A 19,503-nucleotide genomic window follows, 5' to 3' on the forward strand; every position below is an offset into this window, starting at 1 on the left:
GCTGATTGTATTGAATAATGAAATGGTAATTTCAATTGCCGAACGAGCAATTTGGGTCATTCTTCTTGCATCAGGTCCTCTTCTTTTAGTTGCTTTAATAACAGGTCTTGCGGTAAGTATTTTTCAGGCGACCACACAAATCCAGGAACAAACTCTTGCATTTGTGCCTAAAATTGTTGCAGTTTTAGTAGCTATCGTTTTCTTTGGTCCATGGATGCTTTCACAAGTAACTTCTTATGCAGCAGATATTTTTGAGAATTTGATAAGATACATTGGTTGATACGATGGATGAAATTTTACCGAATTTAACTGTATTTTTACTAATCGTTGCCCGTGTAACCGCATTTTTTGTAGTGTTACCATTATTCTCACATCGAACAATACCGGCATCACATCGGATAGCATTTGCTGTAGTTCTATCTTGGATGATGTATTATACGTTGGATGTAGAACCGTTTGAAATAAATGGAGATTATATTCTGTTAATCATTAAAGAAGTTATATCTGGATTATTTATAGGTTTACTAGCCTATATCATTATGTCAGCCGTTCAAATTGCGGGTGGATTTATCGATTTTCAGATGGGATTTGCAATGGCTAACGTTATTGACCCACAGACAGGTGCACAAAGTCCTTTAATTGGTCAGTTCTTGAATACTTTAGCTCTATTGTTGTTATTGGCACTAAATGGTCATCATTTGTTGTTGGATGGTATTTTCTATAGCTATCAATTTATGCCGATGGAAATGGTCTGGCCAGCTTTTGGGCAAGAAAATTATGTGGAATTTATTATGAAAACTTTTGCTGGCGTTTTTGCTGTTGCATTTCAAATGTCTATACCAATAGTTGCGACACTATTTCTTGTGGACGTAGCTCTTGGTATAACCGCGAGAACGGTACCACAGTTAAATATTTTTGTCATAGGATATCCGATAAAAATAGGTGTAGGGTTTTTAGTCCTTCTCGTGATGATGGCTGTACTAATGGCAGTGATTCAGAAAATGTTTGAAATTTTGGTCGTCGCAATGCGTGACTTGATGATAATTTTAGGTGGTGGCTAATATGAATGCTCTACGCTTAGATCTACAGTTTTTTGCGGGAGAAAAAACAGAAAAAGCTACTCCTAAAAAGAGAGAAGATTCTCGTAAAAAAGGGCAAGTCTTAAAGAGTCCAGATGTAACAAGTGCCATTGTGTTACTCTCTGTTTTTGTTTTTCTGTTTTTCTTTGCTGGTTTTTTAAGAACAGAGATATTTACATTTTTTAGTGTTGCATTTACTCATTATATGTTGATAGAAACACTGACTATTGATACTGCAATCATTATTTATAAGGATATGTTAATTGAAATGGCTATGGTTCTTCTACCAATCATGTTAGTGGCTGTAGTAGCGGCTATAGCGGCAAATTTCTTTCAGTTTGGACTGCTATTTACGACAGAACCATTGAAATTTGATCTAAAAAAGATTGATCCTATAAAAGGTCTCAAAAGGATCTTTTCGATTAAAGCAATTATAGAGCTATTAAAATCTATCTTAAAAATATCATTTATTGGTTCTGTAACTACTTTAATATTGTGGATGAATCTGGAACAGGTTTTATCTCTTTCATTCAAAACAGGTTGGGATACACTCTCCACTGTTGGATGGTTAACCGGAACTATGGGTATAGCTGCATCCTGTGTATTGTTGTTCATATCCATTTTAGATTTCTTTTATCAAAAATTTGACTATGAAAAAAATCTGAAGATGTCTAAGCAGGACATTAAAGATGAACATAAAAACTCGGATGGGGATCCAATTATAAAGTCACGTATACGGCAAAGACAAAGGGAAATGGCAATGCGTCGGATGATGCAAGAAATCCCTACAGCAGATGTTGTTATTACAAATCCAACACATTTTGCTATTGCTCTAAAATATGATGATGAATCAATGGAAGCTCCAACAGTAGTTGCAAAAGGTGCCGATTTCGTTGCACAAAAGATAAAACTAATTGCTAAGGAAAATAACGTGGTCATGGTAGAAAATAGACCACTAGCTCGTTCAATGTATGACCAAGTAGAAGTAGGTCAACGTATTCCAGATGAGTTTTTCAAAGCAGTTGCTGAAGTATTAGCTTATGTGTATCGTATTAAACAAAAAATTTAAAGGCAAAGTTAGAGGTGGAAGTAAATGCAAGTCCGTGATATAACCGTATTGGCAGCTGTAATATCTATAGTGGCGATGCTCGTAATACCTCTTCCTCATTGGTTAATAAGTTTTCTTATTATTATAAATATTACAATAGCGTTATTAATATTAATGACTGCTATGAATATGAAAGAAGCTTTAGAGTTCTCTGTATTTCCAACTATCGTTCTACTTGTTACTTTATTTAGGCTTGCATTAAATATTTCTACAACAAGAGCAATTTTAGCAGAAGGTGATGCAGGTAAAGTAGTTGAAACCTTTGGTACCTTTGTTACAGGTGGGAATATGCTCGTTGGTTTAGTCGTATTTGCTATTTTGGTTATTATCAACTTTATCGTAATTACAAAAGGTGCGGAGCGTGTTTCTGAGGTTGCAGCTCGTTTTACACTTGATGCTATGCCTGGTAAACAAATGAGTATTGATGCGGATTTAAATGCAGGGATGATTTCTGAGAAAGAAGCTCGTGAAAGACGTGAAAAGGTTAGTGGCGAAGCGGACTTCTACGGAGCTATGGACGGGGCAACAAAGTTCGTAAAAGGGGATGCCATTGCGGGTATTATTATCGTTATAATAAACTTGTTATTCGGAATTATTATTGGTGTTGTTCAATTTGGACTTCCTTTTGGGGAAGCCGCAGTTCTGTTTTCTACTCTTACAGTTGGGGACGGTCTTGTTTCTCAAATACCAGCATTATTAATATCCACAGCTACAGGGATTGTTGTAACAAGAGCTGCATCTAAAGGTAATCTGGGGGGAGATATAACAGGGCAATTGTTCAATCAGCCAAAACTTCTTTACGTTGCAGCCGTGACAATAACGCTTTTAGGTATTGTAACCCCGATTGGTTTAGTCTTAACTTTACCTATTGCTATTGCACTTGCCGTAGGAGCTTATATGATAAGTAAGGCTAGTCAAGAGGGTCCTGAAGAGTTGGAAGAATTTGAAGAGGAAGTTACAACGGATAATATGAAGAGTCCTGAAAATGTCATTAATCTGCTAAATGTAGATCCAATAGAATTCGAGTTTGGTTATGGTTTGATTCCATTAGTGGATGCTGCCCAAGGCGGAGATTTACTTGATCGTGTTGTAATGATTCGTAGACAACTAGCACTTGAATTAGGTGTAGTTATTCCAGTAGTGAGAATACGAGATAATATTCAACTTCAACCAAACGAATATCGAATAAAAATAAAAGGTAATGAAATGGCTAGAGGTGAACTTCTTTTAGATCATTATTTAGCGATGAGTCCTGGTGATGATGATTCGATTGAAGGGATAGATACTGTAGAACCTTCCTTTGGATTACCTGCTAAATGGATAACGGAATCTGTCAAAGAGGAAGCGGAGATACTAGGATATACCGTTGTCGATCCTCCAAGTGTTGTTTCGACACATATGACAGAAATTATCCGTAATAATGCACATGAATTATTAGGTCGTCAAGAAACAAAACAATTAATAGACCATATTAGAGAGACATATCCAATTTTAGTAGACGAGTTAACACCTACTCCATTAACTGTAGGAGAAATTCAAAAAATATTGAGCAATTTACTAAGAGAGCATGTATCTATTCGAAACTTGCCAATCATTTTTGAGACACTTGCTGACTATTCAAAAATGACATCGGATGCCGATGTATTAACAGAATACGCAAGACAATCTCTAGCGAAGCAGATTACAACTCAATATGCTGGAAATAACAATGTACTAAAAGTATTAACAGTCTCCGGAAAAGTAGAAAAACTTATTGCCGACAGTATTCAACAAACAGAACATGGGAACTATTTATCCATTGATCCTAATGATTCACAAGCGATATTGGAGTCTATGGCAAAAGAAATAGAGCGAGCTTCCATGATGGAACAGTCTCCAATTATTCTTTGTTCTCCTGCAGTAAGAATGTATGTTAGACAAATGACGGAAAGATATTTCCCTCAAGTCCCAATTCTTTCCTATAATGAATTGGAATCCTCCATTGAGGTACAAAGTGTCGGGGTGGTGAATGTAGATTGAAGATGAAAAAATATACGGCTAGTACTATGCCCGAAGCAATGAAATTAATTCGTAAAGAACTTGGTGATGAAGCAGTTATACTAAGTTCTAAAGTAGTCTTTTCTAAAGGTTTTCTAGGTTTGTTCAAGAAAAAATCTATTGAAGTGTTAGCTGGAATGGATACAATCGAACAACCGAATAATACATTTGAGATGCCAACTATGGTGTCTCAAGAACAACAAAATGTTTCTATAGAGATCCAAAAAGAATTAGCAGACTTAAAACAATTGGTTAAGAATATTAAAATTCCGGAAATGTTAAGTTCATACCCAGCTGAGATGAAAACTCTTATGGACTTTTTAGAAGAGCAAGAATTGTCAGAGGAGCTGATCACATCTGTTTGTGATGAGCTTTTTGTGCATCATAAAAAGAATACTGATGCTTTTGAAATAGAAGATCAACTTAGACTAACCAAAAATTCTCTCCAAACTCAAATGGAGCATCTTCCGTTTGGTGGAATTTCGTATACTAAAAAATATATAAATGTACTTGGACCAACAGGTGTAGGCAAAACGACTACGATTGCTAAAATAGCTGCACGTGCAATTTTAGAAAAAAAGAAAAAGGTTGGCTTTATTACGACCGATACATATCGGATTGCAGCTATTGAACAACTAAAAACCTATGCTGGATTATTACAATCTCCATTAGAAATTGTATATAACGAAAAAGATTTACAAGAAGCCATGGTAAAGTTCGAACATTTAGATATCGTTTTTATCGATACAGCTGGTAGGAATTTTAAAGAAACTAAATTTGTAAGAGATTTGCAAAAGCTAATCGAATTTGAAGTGGACACGGAAACCTTCCTAGTACTCTCGTCTACATCTAAACAAAAAGACATGGAAGTGATAATAGAACAATTTAGTGAATTTCCTATTGATAAATTTATCTTTACGAAGATAGATGAAACAAATACTATTGGCTCAATTATCAATTTAATGGTTAAATATAATAAGGGACTTGCTTACTATACGGATGGTCAAGAAGTCCCGGAAGATATTATGGAAGCTAGTCTTGAAGAATTACTCAAATTGTTTTTAAAGGGGATTCGCTATGAGAGATCAAGCTGAAGAACTTAGAATGAAAATGCTACGTAATCAAAACAGGCTTGGCCGTTCCTTAGCGGTAGTTAGCGGTAAAGGTGGAGTTGGAAAAAGTAATTTTTCTATAAATTTCAGCACAACTTTAAGTGGGCATGGCAAAAAAGTGGTGCTAATTGATATGGATATTGGAATGGGCAATATTCATATTTTATTAGGAAAATCCGTTCAATATAACTTGAAAGATTATTTAGTTGGAGAACAGCCAATAGAATCTGTGTTGTTTGAAGGTCCAAATGGCTTGCAATATATATCTGGAGGTTCTGGGTTAAGTGGTGTGATGGAGTGGACAGATGAAATGTTCAATCGCTTAATAGAGGCTTTCGAATATTTACAGAAAAGCTTTGACTACATTGTTTTTGATATGGGGGCCGGTGCAACAAGTCAGACATTAGATTTGTTAATGTCTGTGGACGATATTATCGTCATTACGACAGCGGAGCCTACCTCTATTACGGATGCATATTCTATGATGAAATACATTTACTATAAAGATTCTGAAAAAAATTTCTATCTTATTTGCAATAGAGCCTTTAGCGATGAAGAAGGGGCTGAAACAACAGGGAGATTAAAACTAGTTATGTCCAAGTTTCTCTCCAAAGAAATTACAATATTAGGTGTATTGCCCGAAGATACAGTCGTTCGAAAGGCAGTAAGGGAACAAACCCCATTTTCTATCTTATATCCACAAGCTGAAATAACGAAAAAGTTAAAAAAGATAGTCTATACATTTACCGACTTGGAAGATGCAATAGAAGCTACACCTAAGCAAACTAATTTCATATCTCGGTTAAAAAGTCTTTTTTCAGGAAGGACGTGAGATTGTGGACAATAAGTCAAAAAAGAAGTTATTAGTTGTAGATGACTCTGCATTCATGCGAAAACTTATCAGTGATTTCTTTGTCGATAGTAAATCGATAGAGGTAGTTGGGATCGCAAGAAATGGAAAAGACGCAATCGAAAAAATTAAAACTCTACAACCAGATGTTCTCACTATGGACGTTGAAATGCCTGTGATGAATGGTTTGGAGGCGCTCCGCCAAATAATGTTAGAAACACCTGTTCCTGTTGTAATGCTTTCCAGTACGACGAAAAGTGGAGCGGAAAGCACGATGCAAGCGATGGATTATGGCGCTGTGGATTTTATCGCAAAACCAAGTGGTACTATTTCCTTAGATTTACATAAGGTCAAAGTGGAATTAGTAGAAAAAGTGGAACATGCTGCACAAGTATCCATTAACAAAATGCAGAAACGCTCATCATTGCCTACCAGTAATGGAATATCAAAAAGTATCGAATTGAGGAATATACCTGAGAATACTAATACTGTTAAATGGGACAAGGCCAATAAGAAAATGGTCTTAATTGGTACTTCAACAGGAGGACCTCGAGCTCTTCAGGAAGTAATTACAAAACTTCCAAAGAATATGAAAGCTCCTGTATTAGTCGTTCAACATATGCCGGCTGGATTTACAAAGTCTTTGGCACATAGGCTCAATCAATTATCTGAAATTGAGGTAAAAGAAGCAGAAGATGGGGATTTACTACAAGATGGACACGCGTATATAGCACCTGGTGGCTTTCATATGCGTATACAGAAAAGAGTTTCGGCCTATTACATCGTTCTAGATGACAAAGAACCGCCTCGAGCAGGACATAGACCAGCGGTAGATGTACTTTTTGAAGATAATAGTCAGTTCAATGATTTCGACAAAATTGCCGTTATTATGACAGGAATGGGATCTGATGGATCTCTCGGTCTAAAGCAGTTAAAAAATAGTGGAAACGTTGTAGCTATAACAGAATCGGCGAGTACATGTATTGTATATGGAATGCCTAAAGCTGCAGTAGAAACTAATTTAGTAAATGAAGTAGTAGATTTAGATCAAATAGCAAAAACTATCATACAATATCTACCTTAAGGGGTGTTAATCAATGGATACAAATCCATATTTTGAAATGTTTATAGAAGAAAGTAAGGAACATTTACAAGCCTGCAATGAACATTTACTAGAATTAGAAAAAAATCCTGAAAACATTGCAATTGTTAATGAAGTATTCCGCTCTGCACATACTTTAAAAGGTATGTCCGCAACGATGGGGTATGAGGATATCGCTAATTTAACACATAAAATGGAAAACATTTTAGATGAAATTAGAAACGGGCGTTTGCATGTAACAGTAGAATTATTAGACGTTGTTTTCATTGCTGTAGATCAATTAGAAGAGATGGTAATGGATATTGCTTCTGGTGGAAAAGGAAATCTGGATGTAACAGATACTGTTCAAAAGCTACATAGAATAGAAACAGGAGAAGACATTCCAGTTGCTGCAACTACAGTAGAATCCACTGTAGAAAGTAATATTTCTCAAGAAAATTGGTTGTCTTATGATGATTATGAAATGACAGTTATAGAACAATCAGTCGAACAGGATTTCTCTACGTATGAAATTTCTGTCAAGCTGCGCGAAGATTGCTTACTAAAGGCTGCAAGAGTATATATGGTCTTTGAATTATTAGAGAAAATGGGAGATGTTATAAAATCTTCACCCTCCGTTGAGAAGTTAGAAGGAGAAGATTTTGATGAAATTTTCTATGTAGCTCTAGTTACAAATGAGCCTTCCGAAGATGTGCAGAAGAAATTGATGAAGGTATCTGAAGTAACAGAAGTACTAGTTAACTCAGTTACATTAGAGCAACTGAAAAAACGCAATAATATCGAGGGTGCTAAAGTAGAAGAGACTCCATTTTCGGAAAAAACAGAAGTTATAGAAGGTAGTCAAGAGGTAGTGGCAGTAAAAACTACTGAAAAATCTCCTACTTCTAAAAGCAATCAAGTTCAGTCTAGTAAAACTATTCGTGTAAATATAGAACGTTTAGATGTATTGATGAATTTGTTTGAGGAGTTAGTAATTGATCGTGGTCGTCTACAATCAATCTCTGAGGATTTACACAATAGCGAACTAGATGAAACAGTAGAACGCATGTCCCGTATCACTGGTGACCTTCAAAATATTATATTAAATATGCGTATGGTTCCAGTAGAAACGGTATTTAATAGATTCCCGAAAATGGTACGTCAATTAGCGCGTGATTTAAACAAAAAGATCAATTTAGAAGTTATTGGGGCAGAAACTGAATTAGATCGTACCGTCATTGATGAAATTGGAGATCCTCTTGTTCACTTAATTAGAAACTCTCTAGATCATGGTGTTGAAAGTCCTGAAATTCGTTTAGCTAAAGGTAAACCAGAGGAAGGTACAGTTGTTCTCCGTGCATACCATAGCGGAAATCATGTATTTATCGAGATTGAGGATGATGGAGCAGGTATTAACCGTGAGAAAGTGTTGAAAAAAGCTATAGCAAAAGGAATTGTATCCAATGAAGTAGCGCAAACACTAAGTGATAAACAAGTAGCAGAGCTTATTCTCTCTTCCGGTTTCTCTACTGCCGATGTTATTTCAGATGTTTCGGGTAGGGGAGTTGGTTTAGACGTTGTAAAAACGACGATTGAATCTCTTGGTGGTTTTATAGATATTTCGTCGACGGAAGGAAAAGGTTCTCTATTTTCTATCCAATTACCGTTAACACTTTCTATCATTTCCGTAATGCTAGTAGAACTTGGGGAAGAAATTTACGCAATCCCGCTATCTTCTATTATTGAGACTGCTATTATACGTTCTTCTGATATTTTAAATGCTCATAACCAAAAAGTGATTGATTTCCGTGGGAAAGTTGTTCCACTAGTATTTTTAGAAAATGTTTTTGATGTTCCGAGAGAAAGTACTGATGATGAATTCCATTCGGTTGTTCTTGTTCGTAAAGGAGACAAAATGGCTGGTCTTGTAGTAGATTCGTTTATCGGTCAACAAGAGATCGTTTTAAAATCACTTGGTGCATATTTATCAAGTGTGTTCGCAATCTCTGGTGCAACTATTTTAGGTAATGGTAAAGTAGCACTTATTGTAGATTGTAATGCATTAATCAGTTAAAGAGCATCAATTAGAAAGGATGAGATAGCATTATGACAGAAGCCGTAGATTATAAAAATTTAAAAGTAGTCGTTTTTCAATTGGCAGATAAAGAGTATGTTATACCTGTTAGTCAGGTACAAGGCATTGAAAAACTTATATATATTACACGTGTGCCTAAAACTCCAGACTTTGTAAAAGGAGTTATCAACTTACGAGGAGTAGTTACTCCTATAATAGACTTAAAGAATCGCTTTGGATTAGGTGAGAGCAGTTTAGGTGAATCTACTCGTATTATTATAATTACGTTGGATGATATGAATGTCGGTGTAATTGTTGACTCTGCTAATGATGTATTAGATATACCTCTTGATGCAATTGAACCACAGCCTGAAGTGGTTGGTGGAATGGAATCAGATTTTATAGCTGGAGTAGCTAAAATCGATAGCCGCCTTTTAATACTACTGAACTTAAATCTTGTGTTAAATCCTATAAAGTCAGGAGTTTAATAAATGTACGATAATAAAATAACTTCTATACATTTAGATGTCTTAAAGGAAATAGGAAATATTGGTGCTGCGCATGCTGCAACGGCATTATCGACATTGTTAAACAAAAAGATTGATATGAAGGTTCCAAAAGTAGAAATGGTATCCTTTGATGACATGATGGATTTAGCGGGAGGTCCGGAGAGGGTTGTTGCTGGTATTTATCTTCGGATTGAAGGAGATGTAACAGGTAGCATGTTCTTTGTACTACCTGTAGAACAAGCAAATCGATTTATCCGAAGATTGATACAAGATGAGGGCTTCGATTTTCAAACAGGTGAAGTTTCTGAAATAGGTGTCTCTGCCATGCAAGAGCTTGGTAATATACTTTCTGGTTCTTATCTATCTGCACTATCAGATTTTACTTCTTTAAAAATATATCCTACTGTGCCTGCCCTAAGCGTAGATATGGTAGGGGCTATTATTAGTTTTGGATTGGTAGAGTTATCCCATGTAAGTGATTATGTTATTGTAATTGATACTGCTATCAATGAAGAAGATGTTCCGAATGAGGAAAGTGTGAAAGGGCATTTCTTTTTATTGCCGGATCCAGAATCATTTGAAGCTATTTTTAAAGCTTTAGGAGTTAGCTAATATGAACGCACAGGGTCAAATAGTTAAAGTCGGTATTGCCGATATGAATATTGCAAAAGCTCCGGATAAAATACGTACTTCAGGACTTGGTTCATGTGTAGGGGTTGTTTTATATGACGACAGATCCACGACAGTAGGCATGGTCCATGTTATGTTACCAGATTCAAGTCTTGGTAGGACTGAGGTAGTAAATATTGCGAAATTTGCGGATACTGGCATTCCTGCTATGGTGGAGCAACTCAAAATAGAGGGTATTCAGCCTTTTAAGTTAAAAGCTAAGATTGCTGGAGGAGCTCAAATGTTTCAATTTTCTTCAACTAAAGATACAATGCGAATCGGACCACGCAATGTTGAAGCAGTAAAAGAGTATTTAAAAAAGTATTCTATTCCTATAATCGCAGAAGATACTGGGGGAAATAGTGGTAGAACGATAGAATTTGATCCTATAACCAAATTACTAAATATTCGAACGGTGAATCAAGGAGTGAGAGATATATAATGGTAGGAACTATTCTTTCTAATTTTTGGGTAGCGCTTATTGCTTTTACTATATACTTTTTATTCTCATATCCTTTTATAGAGGGAATGGGTATTATTCTTGAAGCATGTATTATCTCTTTTGGATTTTTCCTTCTAACATTTTTAGCTAGGGCAATTATTAGTTATATAATTAGTAACCCGCAGGAAGAAATAGAAGACATACCTATTGCAGATGATGCCGGTATTTTAAAATCTGAAATTTCTCCAGAAGATTACGCTGAGTTAGTAAAGACAATGTTAGAGGAAGATGAAAAACCCAATGCAATATAACATAATATATTAAAAAATGAGGGGATCGATAGTTTCGATTCCCCTTTTTAGTGAGATTTTTGTTATAATAACTCTAATGATCAGATATATGGGAGAGGGGGATAATTGTGGCAAATCAAGATTCGACAGATGAACAGGTTCTTTGGAAGAGTTGGACTGAAAGCAAAGATCCTCAAGCCGGAGATTTACTCATGAGAAAATATGTGCCACTTGTAAACTATCATGTGCAAAGAATTGGTGCGGGTATCCCTAAAAATATATCTAGAGAAGAGCTTAAAAGTTTAGGAATGATGGGATTATTTGATGCTCTGAACAAGTTTGACTATAGTAGAGAGCTGAAATTTGATACTTATGCTTCCTTTCGTGTAAGAGGGGCTATTATCGACGGTTTAAGAAAAGAAGATTGGCTTCCACGTTCTTCAAGAGAAAAATCCAAGAAATTAGAAACGAAAATTGAAGAACTCGAGCAAAAGTTGATGAGACACGCGTCTGCTGAAGAGATAGCAGAATTTGTCGAGTTACCTGTTGAAGAGGTTTATCAAACTGTACAGGAACATTTTTTCTCAAATGTACTGTCTATAGATGAGCAATTACAAGAAAGTGAAGAACCTGAACATAAATCATATGTAATTCGAGATGACTCTCAGAAAACACCAGAACAACAAATGGTGCAGCAAGAACTAATTGGTGATTTAGCCGGTCAAATTCAACAATTAAATGAAAATGAACAATTAGTGTTAAGTTTATTTTATACGGAAGAACTAACGCTCACAGTTATTGGGGAGATGCTTGGTCTATCTACATCGAGAATATCTCAAATTCATTCGAAAGCACTTTTTAAACTCAGAAAACTATTAATGCCTGAAATGACGAATGTATAGATAAAGGGGATACTACTATATGAGTTTAAAACTAGCGGAACTTCAAATAGCTATTCCTAAAACCTTTGATGCTGGTAAAATAGCAGATCAAATACAACAACAAGGTGCAATTAGTCAATCTAACGCGCAAGCTGCCTCTGAAAAACAGCTAGAAAAAAATAGGGAAACCGTCATCAAGTCTTCGGAAACTTCGGAGACAAGCTCTCAGGATGAAGAGAAAGAGCGTATGGAGCACGAGCGGCAGAACAGAGAAAAGAAAGAGCGAGAATTGAAAGAGACAAAGCATCCCTTCAAAGGAAACTTTGTAGATTTTAGTGGTTAGGAGCAGTTATGTTAACGACTTTATTTATAATATTATTCTTAATGCAAGTTATAAGTTTTTACTTCATTGCTCTATTAAATGCCAAGATTTCTAAGTTTAATGAGATGGAACGAAAACAACAACAAGTTTTATTGGACATTGAAGATTCTTTTAGTGCTTATATAGCAGAAATCACAGATGAAAATAATCGCCTTATACAGGAATTACAAAATACAGAAGTACCTCATACTACATTTTCTAAAATTGCAGAAAATCCATCAACAAAAGAAGCTAGAGTATTTGAACCACCAACTTCTTTCGTCTCTAAGCAAGTTGCAGCAAGTAGTTATATGAAATCAGCTCAAACAACAGCAAAAAAAGTACCGGAAACTATGAGAGAAAAAGTGTTATTTCACCATGAAGAAGGAAGAGATCCTGACGAAATAGCGAAAATTCTCCAAATAGGAAAGACTGAAGTTGAACTTTTCCTGAAATTTAAAGATTAAAATAGTTGAAAGTATAAAAATGATATGTTATATTAGAAAACGGTATGAATACACACGCAGTTCGGATGGACTTAGCAGGTGCTCTATTTATAGAGTAGCTAAAGAAAAATGATGAATGCGGAAGACTAAACCAAACCAGGAGGAAACAAATCATGTCAGTAATCTCAATGAAGCAATTATTAGAGGCTGGTGTACACTTCGGTCACCAAACTCGCCGTTGGAATCCAAAAATGAAAAAATACATTTTTGTTGAACGTAACGGAATCTATATCATCGATCTTCAAAAAACGGTGAAAAAATTAGAAGAAGCTTATGATTTCATGCGTCAAGTAGGTCAAGACGGTGGGAAAGTTCTTTTCGTAGGAACTAAAAAACAAGCTCAAGAAGCTATTAAAGAAGAAGCAGAACGTTCAGGTAACTACTATATTAACCAACGTTGGTTAGGTGGTACTTTAACTAACTTCGGTACTATTCAAAAACGTGTAGCTCGTCTTAAAGCTATTGAAAAAATGGAAGAAGACGGTACGTTTGAAGTACTTCCTAAAAAAGAAGTTGTTCAACTTAAAAAACAACACGAACGTCTTGTTAAATTCTTAGGCGGTATCCGTGATATGAAAGCTGTTCCAGATGTAATGTTCGTAGTAGATCCACGTAAAGAGCGTATTGCTGTTGCAGAAGCTCGCAAACTTAACATTCCATTAGTAGGAATTGTTGATACAAACTGTGATCCAGATGAAATCGACTATGTAATTCCTGCAAATGATGATGCAATTCGTGCAGTTAAATTATTAACAGCTAAAATGGCGGATGCATTACTAGAAGCAAGACAAGGTGAAGACGAAGAAGTAACTTCTGCTGAAGTTGCAGCTGAGTAATACCTGAGTAATACGAATGTAATTAACAGGTGATAAGCGGCCAAACCTCTTATCACCTTTTTTTGAGAAAATGACATATTAATTGTACTAGGAGGAATTTATAATGGCAGTTACAGCACAAATGGTTAAAGAATTGCGTGAAAAAACTGGTGCAGGTATGATGGACTGTAAAAAAGCATTAGTAGAATCAGACGGTAATTTAGAAGCAGCAATCGACTTTTTACGTGAAAAAGGTCTTTCTTCTGCAGCTAAAAAAGCAGATCGTATCGCAGCGGAAGGTACTACTTTCATCCAAGTGGAAGGAAACAAAGCTGTATTACTAGAAATGAATGCTGAAACTGATTTTGTTTCTAAAAATGAATCTTTCCAACATTTAGTAAAAACTGTAGCATCTCATTTATTAGCTACAGAGCCAGCTTCAGTAGAAGAAGCACTACCTACAATTATTGAAGAAGGATTAACAGTAGAAAACTTAATCTCTAACGCAGTTGCGAAAATTGGAGAAAAAATTACATTACGTCGTTTTGTAATTGAAAATAAAACAGATGCAGATGCATTTGGTCCATACCTACACATGGGAGGACGTATCGGGGTTCTTACAGTAATTGAAGGATCAACTGATGAGCAAGCGGCTAAAGATGTAGCAATGCATATTGCAGCATTAAACCCTTCTTATATTTCACGTGATGAAGTTTCTGTTGAAGAAGTAGAACACGAACGCAAAATATTAACAGAACAAGCTCTAAACGAAGGAAAACCTGAAAATATCGTTGCTAAAATGGTAGAAGGTCGTCTTGGTAAATACTTTGAAGAAGTTTGTGTATTAGACCAATCATTCGTTAAAAACCCAGACCAAAAAGTAAAAACATTTGTTGAATCAACTGGTGGTAAACTAGTTTCATTCACACGTTACGCTGTTGGTGAAGGAATCGAAAAACGTGAAGACAACTTCGCTGAAGAAGTAATGAACCAAGTAAAAGGTAACTAATAAAAGAAAAGCGGCAGACACCGCCCTGCTGCGATCAGCGCTGGAAGACTTGCAATAAAGGCGTCCTTTGCCTTTATTTGCAAGTCTGAAGCGATTGAGCAGCTGGTGTCTGGAGCTAGACAATAAGAAAAGCGCAGGCGCCTACTCTAGCCTCGAAAAGCGTTGGAAGAATAGCAATAAAGGCGTCCTTTGTCTTTATTCGCTATTATGAAACGACTCGAGAGGCTAGGCGCCGGAGCTAGACAAATAGAAAAGCGGCAGACACCGATCGACTTGATGGTTCAGCGCTTCCCCCGCGGAAGGCATTATCTTGAAACGAAAACCGGTAGTCGTCAATATGCGTCGTTGCTAGAAATAATATCAATAACAACCGGGGGACACGTAATTTGTGTTCCCTATTTTTCAAGATAGAGATGGAGGATACCTATGAGCAAACCACAATACGAAAGAATCGTTTTAAAATTGAGTGGCGAGGCATTAGCTGGAGAACAAGGTTTCGGTTTATCTCCTGACATTATTAAATCTGTAGCCGAACAAGTGAAAGAAGTTGTAGATCTTGGAGTAGAGGTTGCGGTAGTTGTAGGTGGAGGAAATATATGGCGAGGTAAAGTAGGAAGCGAAATGGGCATGGATCGTGCTACAGCGGACTATATGGGTATGCTTGCTACAGTTATGAATTCACTAGCTCTACAAGATTCTCTTGAAAAAGCGGGTGTCGAAACACGTGTTCAGACATCTATCGAGATGCGACAAGTCGCAGAGCCTTACATACGTAGAAGAGCCATTCGTCATTTAGAAAAAAAACGAGTAGTTATTTTTGCAGCGGGAACAGGTAATCCATACTTCTCTACTGACACAACTGCAGCTTTAAGAGCAGCTGAGATAGAAGCAGATGTTATATTAATGGCCAAAAATAATGTAGATGGTGTTTACTCTGCTGATCCTAAAACGGATAGTACGGCAGTGAAATATGATACACTATCATTTATCGAAGTAATTCAACAAGGACTCCAAGTAATGGATTCTACAGCATCTACTTTATGTATGGACAATGATATAGAGCTTATTGTATTTTCGATTATGGAAAAAGGAAATATTAAAAAGGCTGTGCTCGGGGAAACCATAGGGACAGTCGTTAGGAGGAATTCTTAATGCCGAAAAAAGTGATAGAGCAAACAAGTGATAAAATGACTAAAACAATATCAGTTTTTAGTAGAGAATTATCTACTATCCGTGCTGGGCGTGCTAGTGCTTCCCTACTTGACAAAATTACAGTAGATTATTATGGAGCTCCAACCCCTATCAATCAAATGGCTGGTATTTCTATACCAGAAGCTCGCTTATTAACAATCCTTCCTTATGATAAAACTATTTTAGGAGATATTGAAAAAGCGATCATGAAATCTGATTTAGGTATTACTCCTACTAATGATGGGACACTAATTCGTATTGCAATTCCAGCATTAACGGAAGAGCGTCGTAAAGAATTAGTAAAGCTAGTAAAAAAAGAAGCAGAAGAAGCAAAAGTAAATGTTCGTAACGTTCGTCGTGACGGTAATGATGATTTGAAAAAACTTGAAAAATCTGGTGGGATTACAGAAGACGAGTTAAGAAATTATACAGAAGAAATTCAAAAACTTACAGATGCTAACATTGAAAAAATTGATGCAATTACTAAAGATAAAGAAAAAGAAATTTTAGAAGTTTAACCCTTATGAAGATGTAGTGAAGGTTAATGCTTTAATAAATACCAAAGTCTTCTTCAAATGATTTGTCTAGGTTAAGTATTTCTGAACTTTTATTTAAAAAAGGCGTCCTTTGAAAGGGACGTCTTTTTATATATGGGTTTATTTGTTATGATAGGGATAGACGTTCGACTTGGTAGATTGGGGGGTTCTAAATGTTTAATAAACTAATTCGTAAAAATGAGAAAAAGATCAATATTCATTTAGATGAACGTAAAGAAAATGCCCAAAAGGAACAGTTACCTAGCCATATTGCAATTATTATGGATGGGAACGGTAGATGGGCTAAAAAGAGGTCACTTCCCCGTATTGCTGGTCATCACGAAGGTATGAAGACTGTAAAAAAAATTACTCTATTTGCAAATGAAGTCGGGATAGATACGTTAACCTTGTACGCTTTTTCCACAGAAAATTGGAAACGTCCAAAAATGGAAGTCGAGTTTTTAATGCGACTACCCGAAGAATTTTTAGGGACGTATTTGCCGGAGTTAATCGAACAAAATGTTCAAGTACGAATGATGGGAAATCATGATATGCTGCCTGAGCATACAAAAAGAGCTATTTATAAAGCGATGGATGAAACTGCCCAAAATGATGGACTGATTCTTAACTTTGCTATGAATTATGGAAGTAGAGATGAAATTGTACAGGCAGTCAAACGTATTGCAAAACAAATCGAGCAAAAAGAGATTTTAGAGGATGAAATTACAGAAGAATTGCTGACAAATAATTTAATGACCAAAGACTTGTCGGAACCAGATCTTCTTATTCGAACAAGTGGTGAAGTTCGTCTGAGTAACTTTATGCTTTGGCAGCTTGCTTACACGGAATTTTGGTTCACAGATACGCTTTGGCCAGACTTTGATGAAGCATGCTTATTAGAAGCTATTGAAAGTTATCAAAAAAGGAATAGAAGATATGGTGGACTTAAGGGGGAAGAAGTAAATTGAAACAGCGGATAATAACAGGTGCTATTGCTTTGGCACTATTTCTCCCAATTGTTTTGTTGGGAGGACCTGTTTTCACTATATTAGTATACATAATTGCAGCAGTAGGATTATATGAAATGCTTCGCATGAAGGACTTAAGTTTATTTTCATTCGCCAGTTTAGTTTCGTATCTACTCCTGTTTCTATTGTTATTGCCATCATCATTTACAGATGATATTTTGCATTATACAGGGCACACGAAATTAGAGTGGTTGTTTGTTGGAGTATTTTTAGTATTAATCTATACAGTATTGGTGAAAAATCGTTTCACTTTTGATGATGCGGCTTTTGTCATTTTAAGTACACTATATGTTGGTATTGGTTTTTACTATTTTATTGAAACAAGAAATGAAGGTTTAGCATACGTTATTTTTGCATTGCTGCTCGTATGGACAACAGATTCTGGAGCTTATTTTACCGGACGAAAAATCGGGAAAAGAAAATTATGGCCTGATATCTCTCCAAATAAAACAGTAGAAGGTTTTGTTGGAGGCATTATTTGGGCATTAATCACTGCTTTCATTATTCAATGGATAAGCCCACTTACTTCATCGATGCTTGTATTGATAGGAATTACAATTATTTCTTCTGTTTTTGGACAACTAGGTGACTTGGTAGAATCAGCGATAAAAAGACATTATAATGTGAAAGACTCTGGTAAATTATTGCCAGGTCATGGTGGAATTTTAGATCGATTTGACAGTATTTTATTTGTCTTACCGCTTCTTCACTTTTTACATTTTATCTAAGGAGACGACATTATTTCATGGTTAAAAAAATAAGTTTATTAGGTGCAACTGGTTCTATCGGGATACAAACACTGGATATAATAAAAGAGCATCCAGATAAGTTTCAACTAGTAGCATTTTCAGCGGGAAAAAATATAGAAATTACGAAGCAAATAATTCGAGATTTTTCAGTTCCTCTAGTTTCTGTGTTATTTGAAGAGGATGCAGTTCTGTTAGGGAAAGAATTTCCACGAACAGAACTAGTATTTGGTGATCAAGGATTAGTACAAGTTGCTGCTCATGCAAATGCAGATGTTTTAGTGAATGCTGTACTTGGAAGTGTAGGATTAAGACCAACATTAGAAGCTATTAAAAAAGGAATAACAATTGCAATTGCGAACAAAGAAACATTAGTAACTGCTGGACACTTAGTAATGAATGCAGCTAAGCAATATAATGTACCAATACTGCCGGTCGACAGCGAACATTCAGCCTTGTTTCAAGCGATGAACGGAGAAAAGCGTTCTGAAATTGCAAAGCTCATCATTACTGCTTCAGGTGGAAGCTTTAGAGACTTTACTCGGGAAGAGCTTAAAAATGTAACGGTAAAAGATGCACTGAATCATCCTAACTGGTCTATGGGGTCGAAAATAACAATTGATTCAGCCACAATGATGAACAAAGGTTTAGAAGTTATTGAGGCGCGAGTATTATTTGATATTCCTTATGATGATATAGAAGTGTTACTTCATCGAGAGAGTATTATACATTCATTAGTTGAATTCCAAGATACTAGTGTTATTGCTCAATTAGGAACACCAGATATGCGTGTACCTATCCAATATGCATTGTCTTATCCGGAGAGATTGACAAGAGAGTCAGCTCCACGACTTAACTTAGCTCAAATTGGTAAGTTACATTTTGAAGAAATGGATTACACACGTTATCATGCTTTGAAATTAGCTATTGATGCAGGACGAGCAGGCGGAACTATGACAACGGTCCTAAATGCTGCAAACGAGGCTGCTGTATCCTTGTTTTTACTAGAAAAAATTGGTTTCTTAACAATTGATGAGCTAATCGAACGAGCTATGGATGAGCATACGATTCTTTCAAATCCAGATTTAGAAACTATTCTTCATGTAGATGCAAAAACAAGAAAATCTATTGAGAACATGGTAAAATGAAGAGATGTGAAAGTAAAAGCATAAACAGCTA

At 36.0% G+C, this 19,503-nt stretch carries 22 protein-coding genes; all 22 read left to right on the forward strand.

The window, feature by feature from the left end; translation table 11 throughout:
* Positions 1–10: 10 nt before the first annotated feature.
* The 22 genes from fliQ to dxr all read left to right on the forward strand — a co-directional run bounded on the left by fliQ (position 11) and on the right by dxr (position 19,472).
* Positions 11–280, forward strand: coding sequence for a flagellar biosynthesis protein FliQ (gene fliQ, locus MHI40_RS06215; protein WP_093263173.1), 270 nt, complete (start codon positions 11–13; stop codon positions 278–280).
* A gap of 4 nt (positions 281–284) precedes the next feature.
* Positions 285–1,061: a flagellar biosynthetic protein FliR gene (gene fliR / locus MHI40_RS06220; protein WP_340761932.1), complete on the forward strand. Its 777-nt coding sequence runs from the start codon at positions 285–287 to the stop codon at positions 1,059–1,061.
* 1 nt (position 1,062) lies between these two features.
* Positions 1,063–2,148 carry a flagellar biosynthesis protein FlhB gene (gene flhB, locus MHI40_RS06225; RefSeq protein ID WP_340761933.1) on the forward strand — a complete coding sequence of 362 codons (1,086 nt, stop codon included), beginning with the start codon at positions 1,063–1,065 and terminating at the stop codon, positions 2,146–2,148.
* 24 nt (positions 2,149–2,172) lie between these two features.
* Positions 2,173–4,206, forward strand: a complete 2,034-nt coding sequence (flhA, locus tag MHI40_RS06230) for a flagellar biosynthesis protein FlhA (RefSeq protein ID WP_340761935.1) — start codon at positions 2,173–2,175, stop codon at positions 4,204–4,206.
* Positions 4,203–5,318 (forward strand): flagellar biosynthesis protein FlhF, encoded by a 1,116-nt coding sequence (flhF, locus tag MHI40_RS06235; protein WP_340761936.1) that lies wholly within the window; start codon positions 4,203–4,205, stop codon positions 5,316–5,318. Before flhA ends, flhF begins: the two co-directional genes overlap by 4 nt.
* Complete coding sequence (locus MHI40_RS06240; RefSeq protein WP_340761937.1) at positions 5,302–6,168, forward strand: MinD/ParA family protein; 867 nt, start codon at positions 5,302–5,304, stop codon at positions 6,166–6,168. Before flhF ends, MHI40_RS06240 begins: the two co-directional genes overlap by 17 nt.
* A 55-nt stretch (positions 6,169–6,223) precedes the next feature.
* Positions 6,224–7,270, forward strand: coding sequence for a protein-glutamate methylesterase/protein-glutamine glutaminase (locus MHI40_RS06245; RefSeq protein WP_445678337.1), 1,047 nt, complete (start codon positions 6,224–6,226; stop codon positions 7,268–7,270).
* A gap of 13 nt (positions 7,271–7,283) precedes the next feature.
* Entirely contained in the window at positions 7,284–9,341 is a 2,058-nt protein-coding gene (locus tag MHI40_RS06250; RefSeq protein WP_340761939.1) for a chemotaxis protein CheA, read from the forward strand.
* Between the two features lie 32 nt (positions 9,342–9,373).
* A complete protein-coding gene (locus MHI40_RS06255) occupies positions 9,374–9,829 on the forward strand; it encodes a chemotaxis protein CheW (protein ID WP_093535113.1) in 456 nt (151 codons plus the stop codon).
* A gap of 3 nt (positions 9,830–9,832) precedes the next feature.
* Positions 9,833–10,462 carry a chemotaxis protein CheC gene (locus tag MHI40_RS06260; RefSeq protein WP_093535111.1) on the forward strand — a complete coding sequence of 210 codons (630 nt, stop codon included), beginning with the start codon at positions 9,833–9,835 and terminating at the stop codon, positions 10,460–10,462.
* A 1-nt stretch (position 10,463) separates the two neighbouring features.
* Entirely contained in the window at positions 10,464–10,961 is a 498-nt protein-coding gene (locus MHI40_RS06265; protein ID WP_340761940.1) for a chemotaxis protein CheD, read from the forward strand.
* On the forward strand, positions 10,961–11,272 hold the full coding sequence (locus tag MHI40_RS06270) for a hypothetical protein (protein WP_340761941.1): 312 nt from the start codon (positions 10,961–10,963) through the stop codon (positions 11,270–11,272). Before MHI40_RS06265 ends, MHI40_RS06270 begins: the two co-directional genes overlap by 1 nt.
* Positions 11,273–11,379: 107 nt before the next feature.
* Positions 11,380–12,153, forward strand: coding sequence for a FliA/WhiG family RNA polymerase sigma factor (locus MHI40_RS06275; RefSeq protein ID WP_093535105.1), 774 nt, complete (start codon positions 11,380–11,382; stop codon positions 12,151–12,153).
* A gap of 19 nt (positions 12,154–12,172) precedes the next feature.
* A complete protein-coding gene (locus tag MHI40_RS06280; RefSeq protein WP_093535103.1) occupies positions 12,173–12,475 on the forward strand; it encodes a hypothetical protein in 303 nt (100 codons plus the stop codon).
* 8 nt (positions 12,476–12,483) lie between these two features.
* Positions 12,484–12,960, forward strand: coding sequence for a DUF6115 domain-containing protein (locus MHI40_RS06285; protein WP_340761942.1), 477 nt, complete (start codon positions 12,484–12,486; stop codon positions 12,958–12,960).
* A 152-nt stretch (positions 12,961–13,112) separates the two neighbouring features.
* The gene (gene rpsB, locus MHI40_RS06290; protein WP_090562513.1) at positions 13,113–13,835 is read left to right on the forward strand and encodes a 30S ribosomal protein S2; all 723 of its coding nucleotides are present in this window, start codon (positions 13,113–13,115) and stop codon (positions 13,833–13,835) included.
* Positions 13,836–13,938: 103 nt separating this feature from the next.
* Entirely contained in the window at positions 13,939–14,823 is an 885-nt protein-coding gene (tsf, locus tag MHI40_RS06295) for a translation elongation factor Ts (protein WP_340761943.1), read from the forward strand.
* A 426-nt stretch (positions 14,824–15,249) separates the two neighbouring features.
* On the forward strand, positions 15,250–15,975 hold the full coding sequence (gene pyrH / locus MHI40_RS06300) for a UMP kinase (RefSeq protein WP_093535097.1): 726 nt from the start codon (positions 15,250–15,252) through the stop codon (positions 15,973–15,975).
* A complete protein-coding gene (frr, locus tag MHI40_RS06305; RefSeq protein ID WP_093535095.1) occupies positions 15,975–16,532 on the forward strand; it encodes a ribosome recycling factor in 558 nt (185 codons plus the stop codon). The genes pyrH and frr overlap by 1 nt, the downstream gene beginning before the upstream one ends.
* Before the next feature lie 191 nt (positions 16,533–16,723).
* On the forward strand, positions 16,724–17,518 hold the full coding sequence (locus MHI40_RS06310) for an isoprenyl transferase (protein ID WP_340761944.1): 795 nt from the start codon (positions 16,724–16,726) through the stop codon (positions 17,516–17,518).
* Positions 17,515–18,306, forward strand: coding sequence for a phosphatidate cytidylyltransferase (locus MHI40_RS06315; RefSeq protein WP_340761945.1), 792 nt, complete (start codon positions 17,515–17,517; stop codon positions 18,304–18,306). Before MHI40_RS06310 ends, MHI40_RS06315 begins: the two co-directional genes overlap by 4 nt.
* Positions 18,307–18,323: 17 nt before the next feature.
* The gene (dxr, locus tag MHI40_RS06320; protein WP_340761946.1) at positions 18,324–19,472 is read left to right on the forward strand and encodes a 1-deoxy-D-xylulose-5-phosphate reductoisomerase; all 1,149 of its coding nucleotides are present in this window, start codon (positions 18,324–18,326) and stop codon (positions 19,470–19,472) included.
* Positions 19,473–19,503 lie beyond the last annotated feature (31 nt).

It is taken from the genome of Psychrobacillus sp. FSL H8-0510 (genome assembly GCF_038008345.1).
Lineage (GTDB): Bacteria > Bacillota > Bacilli > Bacillales_A > Planococcaceae > Psychrobacillus > Psychrobacillus psychrotolerans.

Bases quoted from the DNA above. Each gene is read 5' to 3' on its own strand.
- fliR (WP_340761932.1), top strand. From the start codon at position 285: ATGGATGAAATTTTACCGAATTTAACTGTATTTTTACTAATCGTTGCC.
- flhB (WP_340761933.1), top strand. From the start codon at position 1,063: ATGAATGCTCTACGCTTAGATCTACAGTTTTTTGCGGGAGAAAAAACA.
- flhA (WP_340761935.1), top strand. From the start codon at position 2,173: ATGCAAGTCCGTGATATAACCGTATTGGCAGCTGTAATATCTATAGTG.
- MHI40_RS06240 (WP_340761937.1), top strand. From the start codon at position 5,302: ATGAGAGATCAAGCTGAAGAACTTAGAATGAAAATGCTACGTAATCAA.
- MHI40_RS06245 (WP_445678337.1), top strand. From the start codon at position 6,224: ATGCGAAAACTTATCAGTGATTTCTTTGTCGATAGTAAATCGATAGAG.
- MHI40_RS06250 (WP_340761939.1), top strand. From the start codon at position 7,284: ATGGATACAAATCCATATTTTGAAATGTTTATAGAAGAAAGTAAGGAA.
- MHI40_RS06255 (WP_093535113.1), top strand. From the start codon at position 9,374: ATGACAGAAGCCGTAGATTATAAAAATTTAAAAGTAGTCGTTTTTCAA.
- MHI40_RS06260 (WP_093535111.1), top strand. From the start codon at position 9,833: ATGTACGATAATAAAATAACTTCTATACATTTAGATGTCTTAAAGGAA.
- MHI40_RS06265 (WP_340761940.1), top strand. From the start codon at position 10,464: ATGAACGCACAGGGTCAAATAGTTAAAGTCGGTATTGCCGATATGAAT.
- MHI40_RS06270 (WP_340761941.1), top strand. From the start codon at position 10,961: ATGGTAGGAACTATTCTTTCTAATTTTTGGGTAGCGCTTATTGCTTTT.
- MHI40_RS06280 (WP_093535103.1), top strand. From the start codon at position 12,173: ATGAGTTTAAAACTAGCGGAACTTCAAATAGCTATTCCTAAAACCTTT.
- MHI40_RS06285 (WP_340761942.1), top strand. From the start codon at position 12,484: ATGTTAACGACTTTATTTATAATATTATTCTTAATGCAAGTTATAAGT.
- rpsB (WP_090562513.1), top strand. From the start codon at position 13,113: ATGTCAGTAATCTCAATGAAGCAATTATTAGAGGCTGGTGTACACTTC.
- tsf (WP_340761943.1), top strand. From the start codon at position 13,939: ATGGCAGTTACAGCACAAATGGTTAAAGAATTGCGTGAAAAAACTGGT.
- pyrH (WP_093535097.1), top strand. From the start codon at position 15,250: ATGAGCAAACCACAATACGAAAGAATCGTTTTAAAATTGAGTGGCGAG.
- frr (WP_093535095.1), top strand. From the start codon at position 15,975: ATGCCGAAAAAAGTGATAGAGCAAACAAGTGATAAAATGACTAAAACA.
- MHI40_RS06310 (WP_340761944.1), top strand. From the start codon at position 16,724: ATGTTTAATAAACTAATTCGTAAAAATGAGAAAAAGATCAATATTCAT.
- dxr (WP_340761946.1), top strand. From the start codon at position 18,324: ATGGTTAAAAAAATAAGTTTATTAGGTGCAACTGGTTCTATCGGGATA.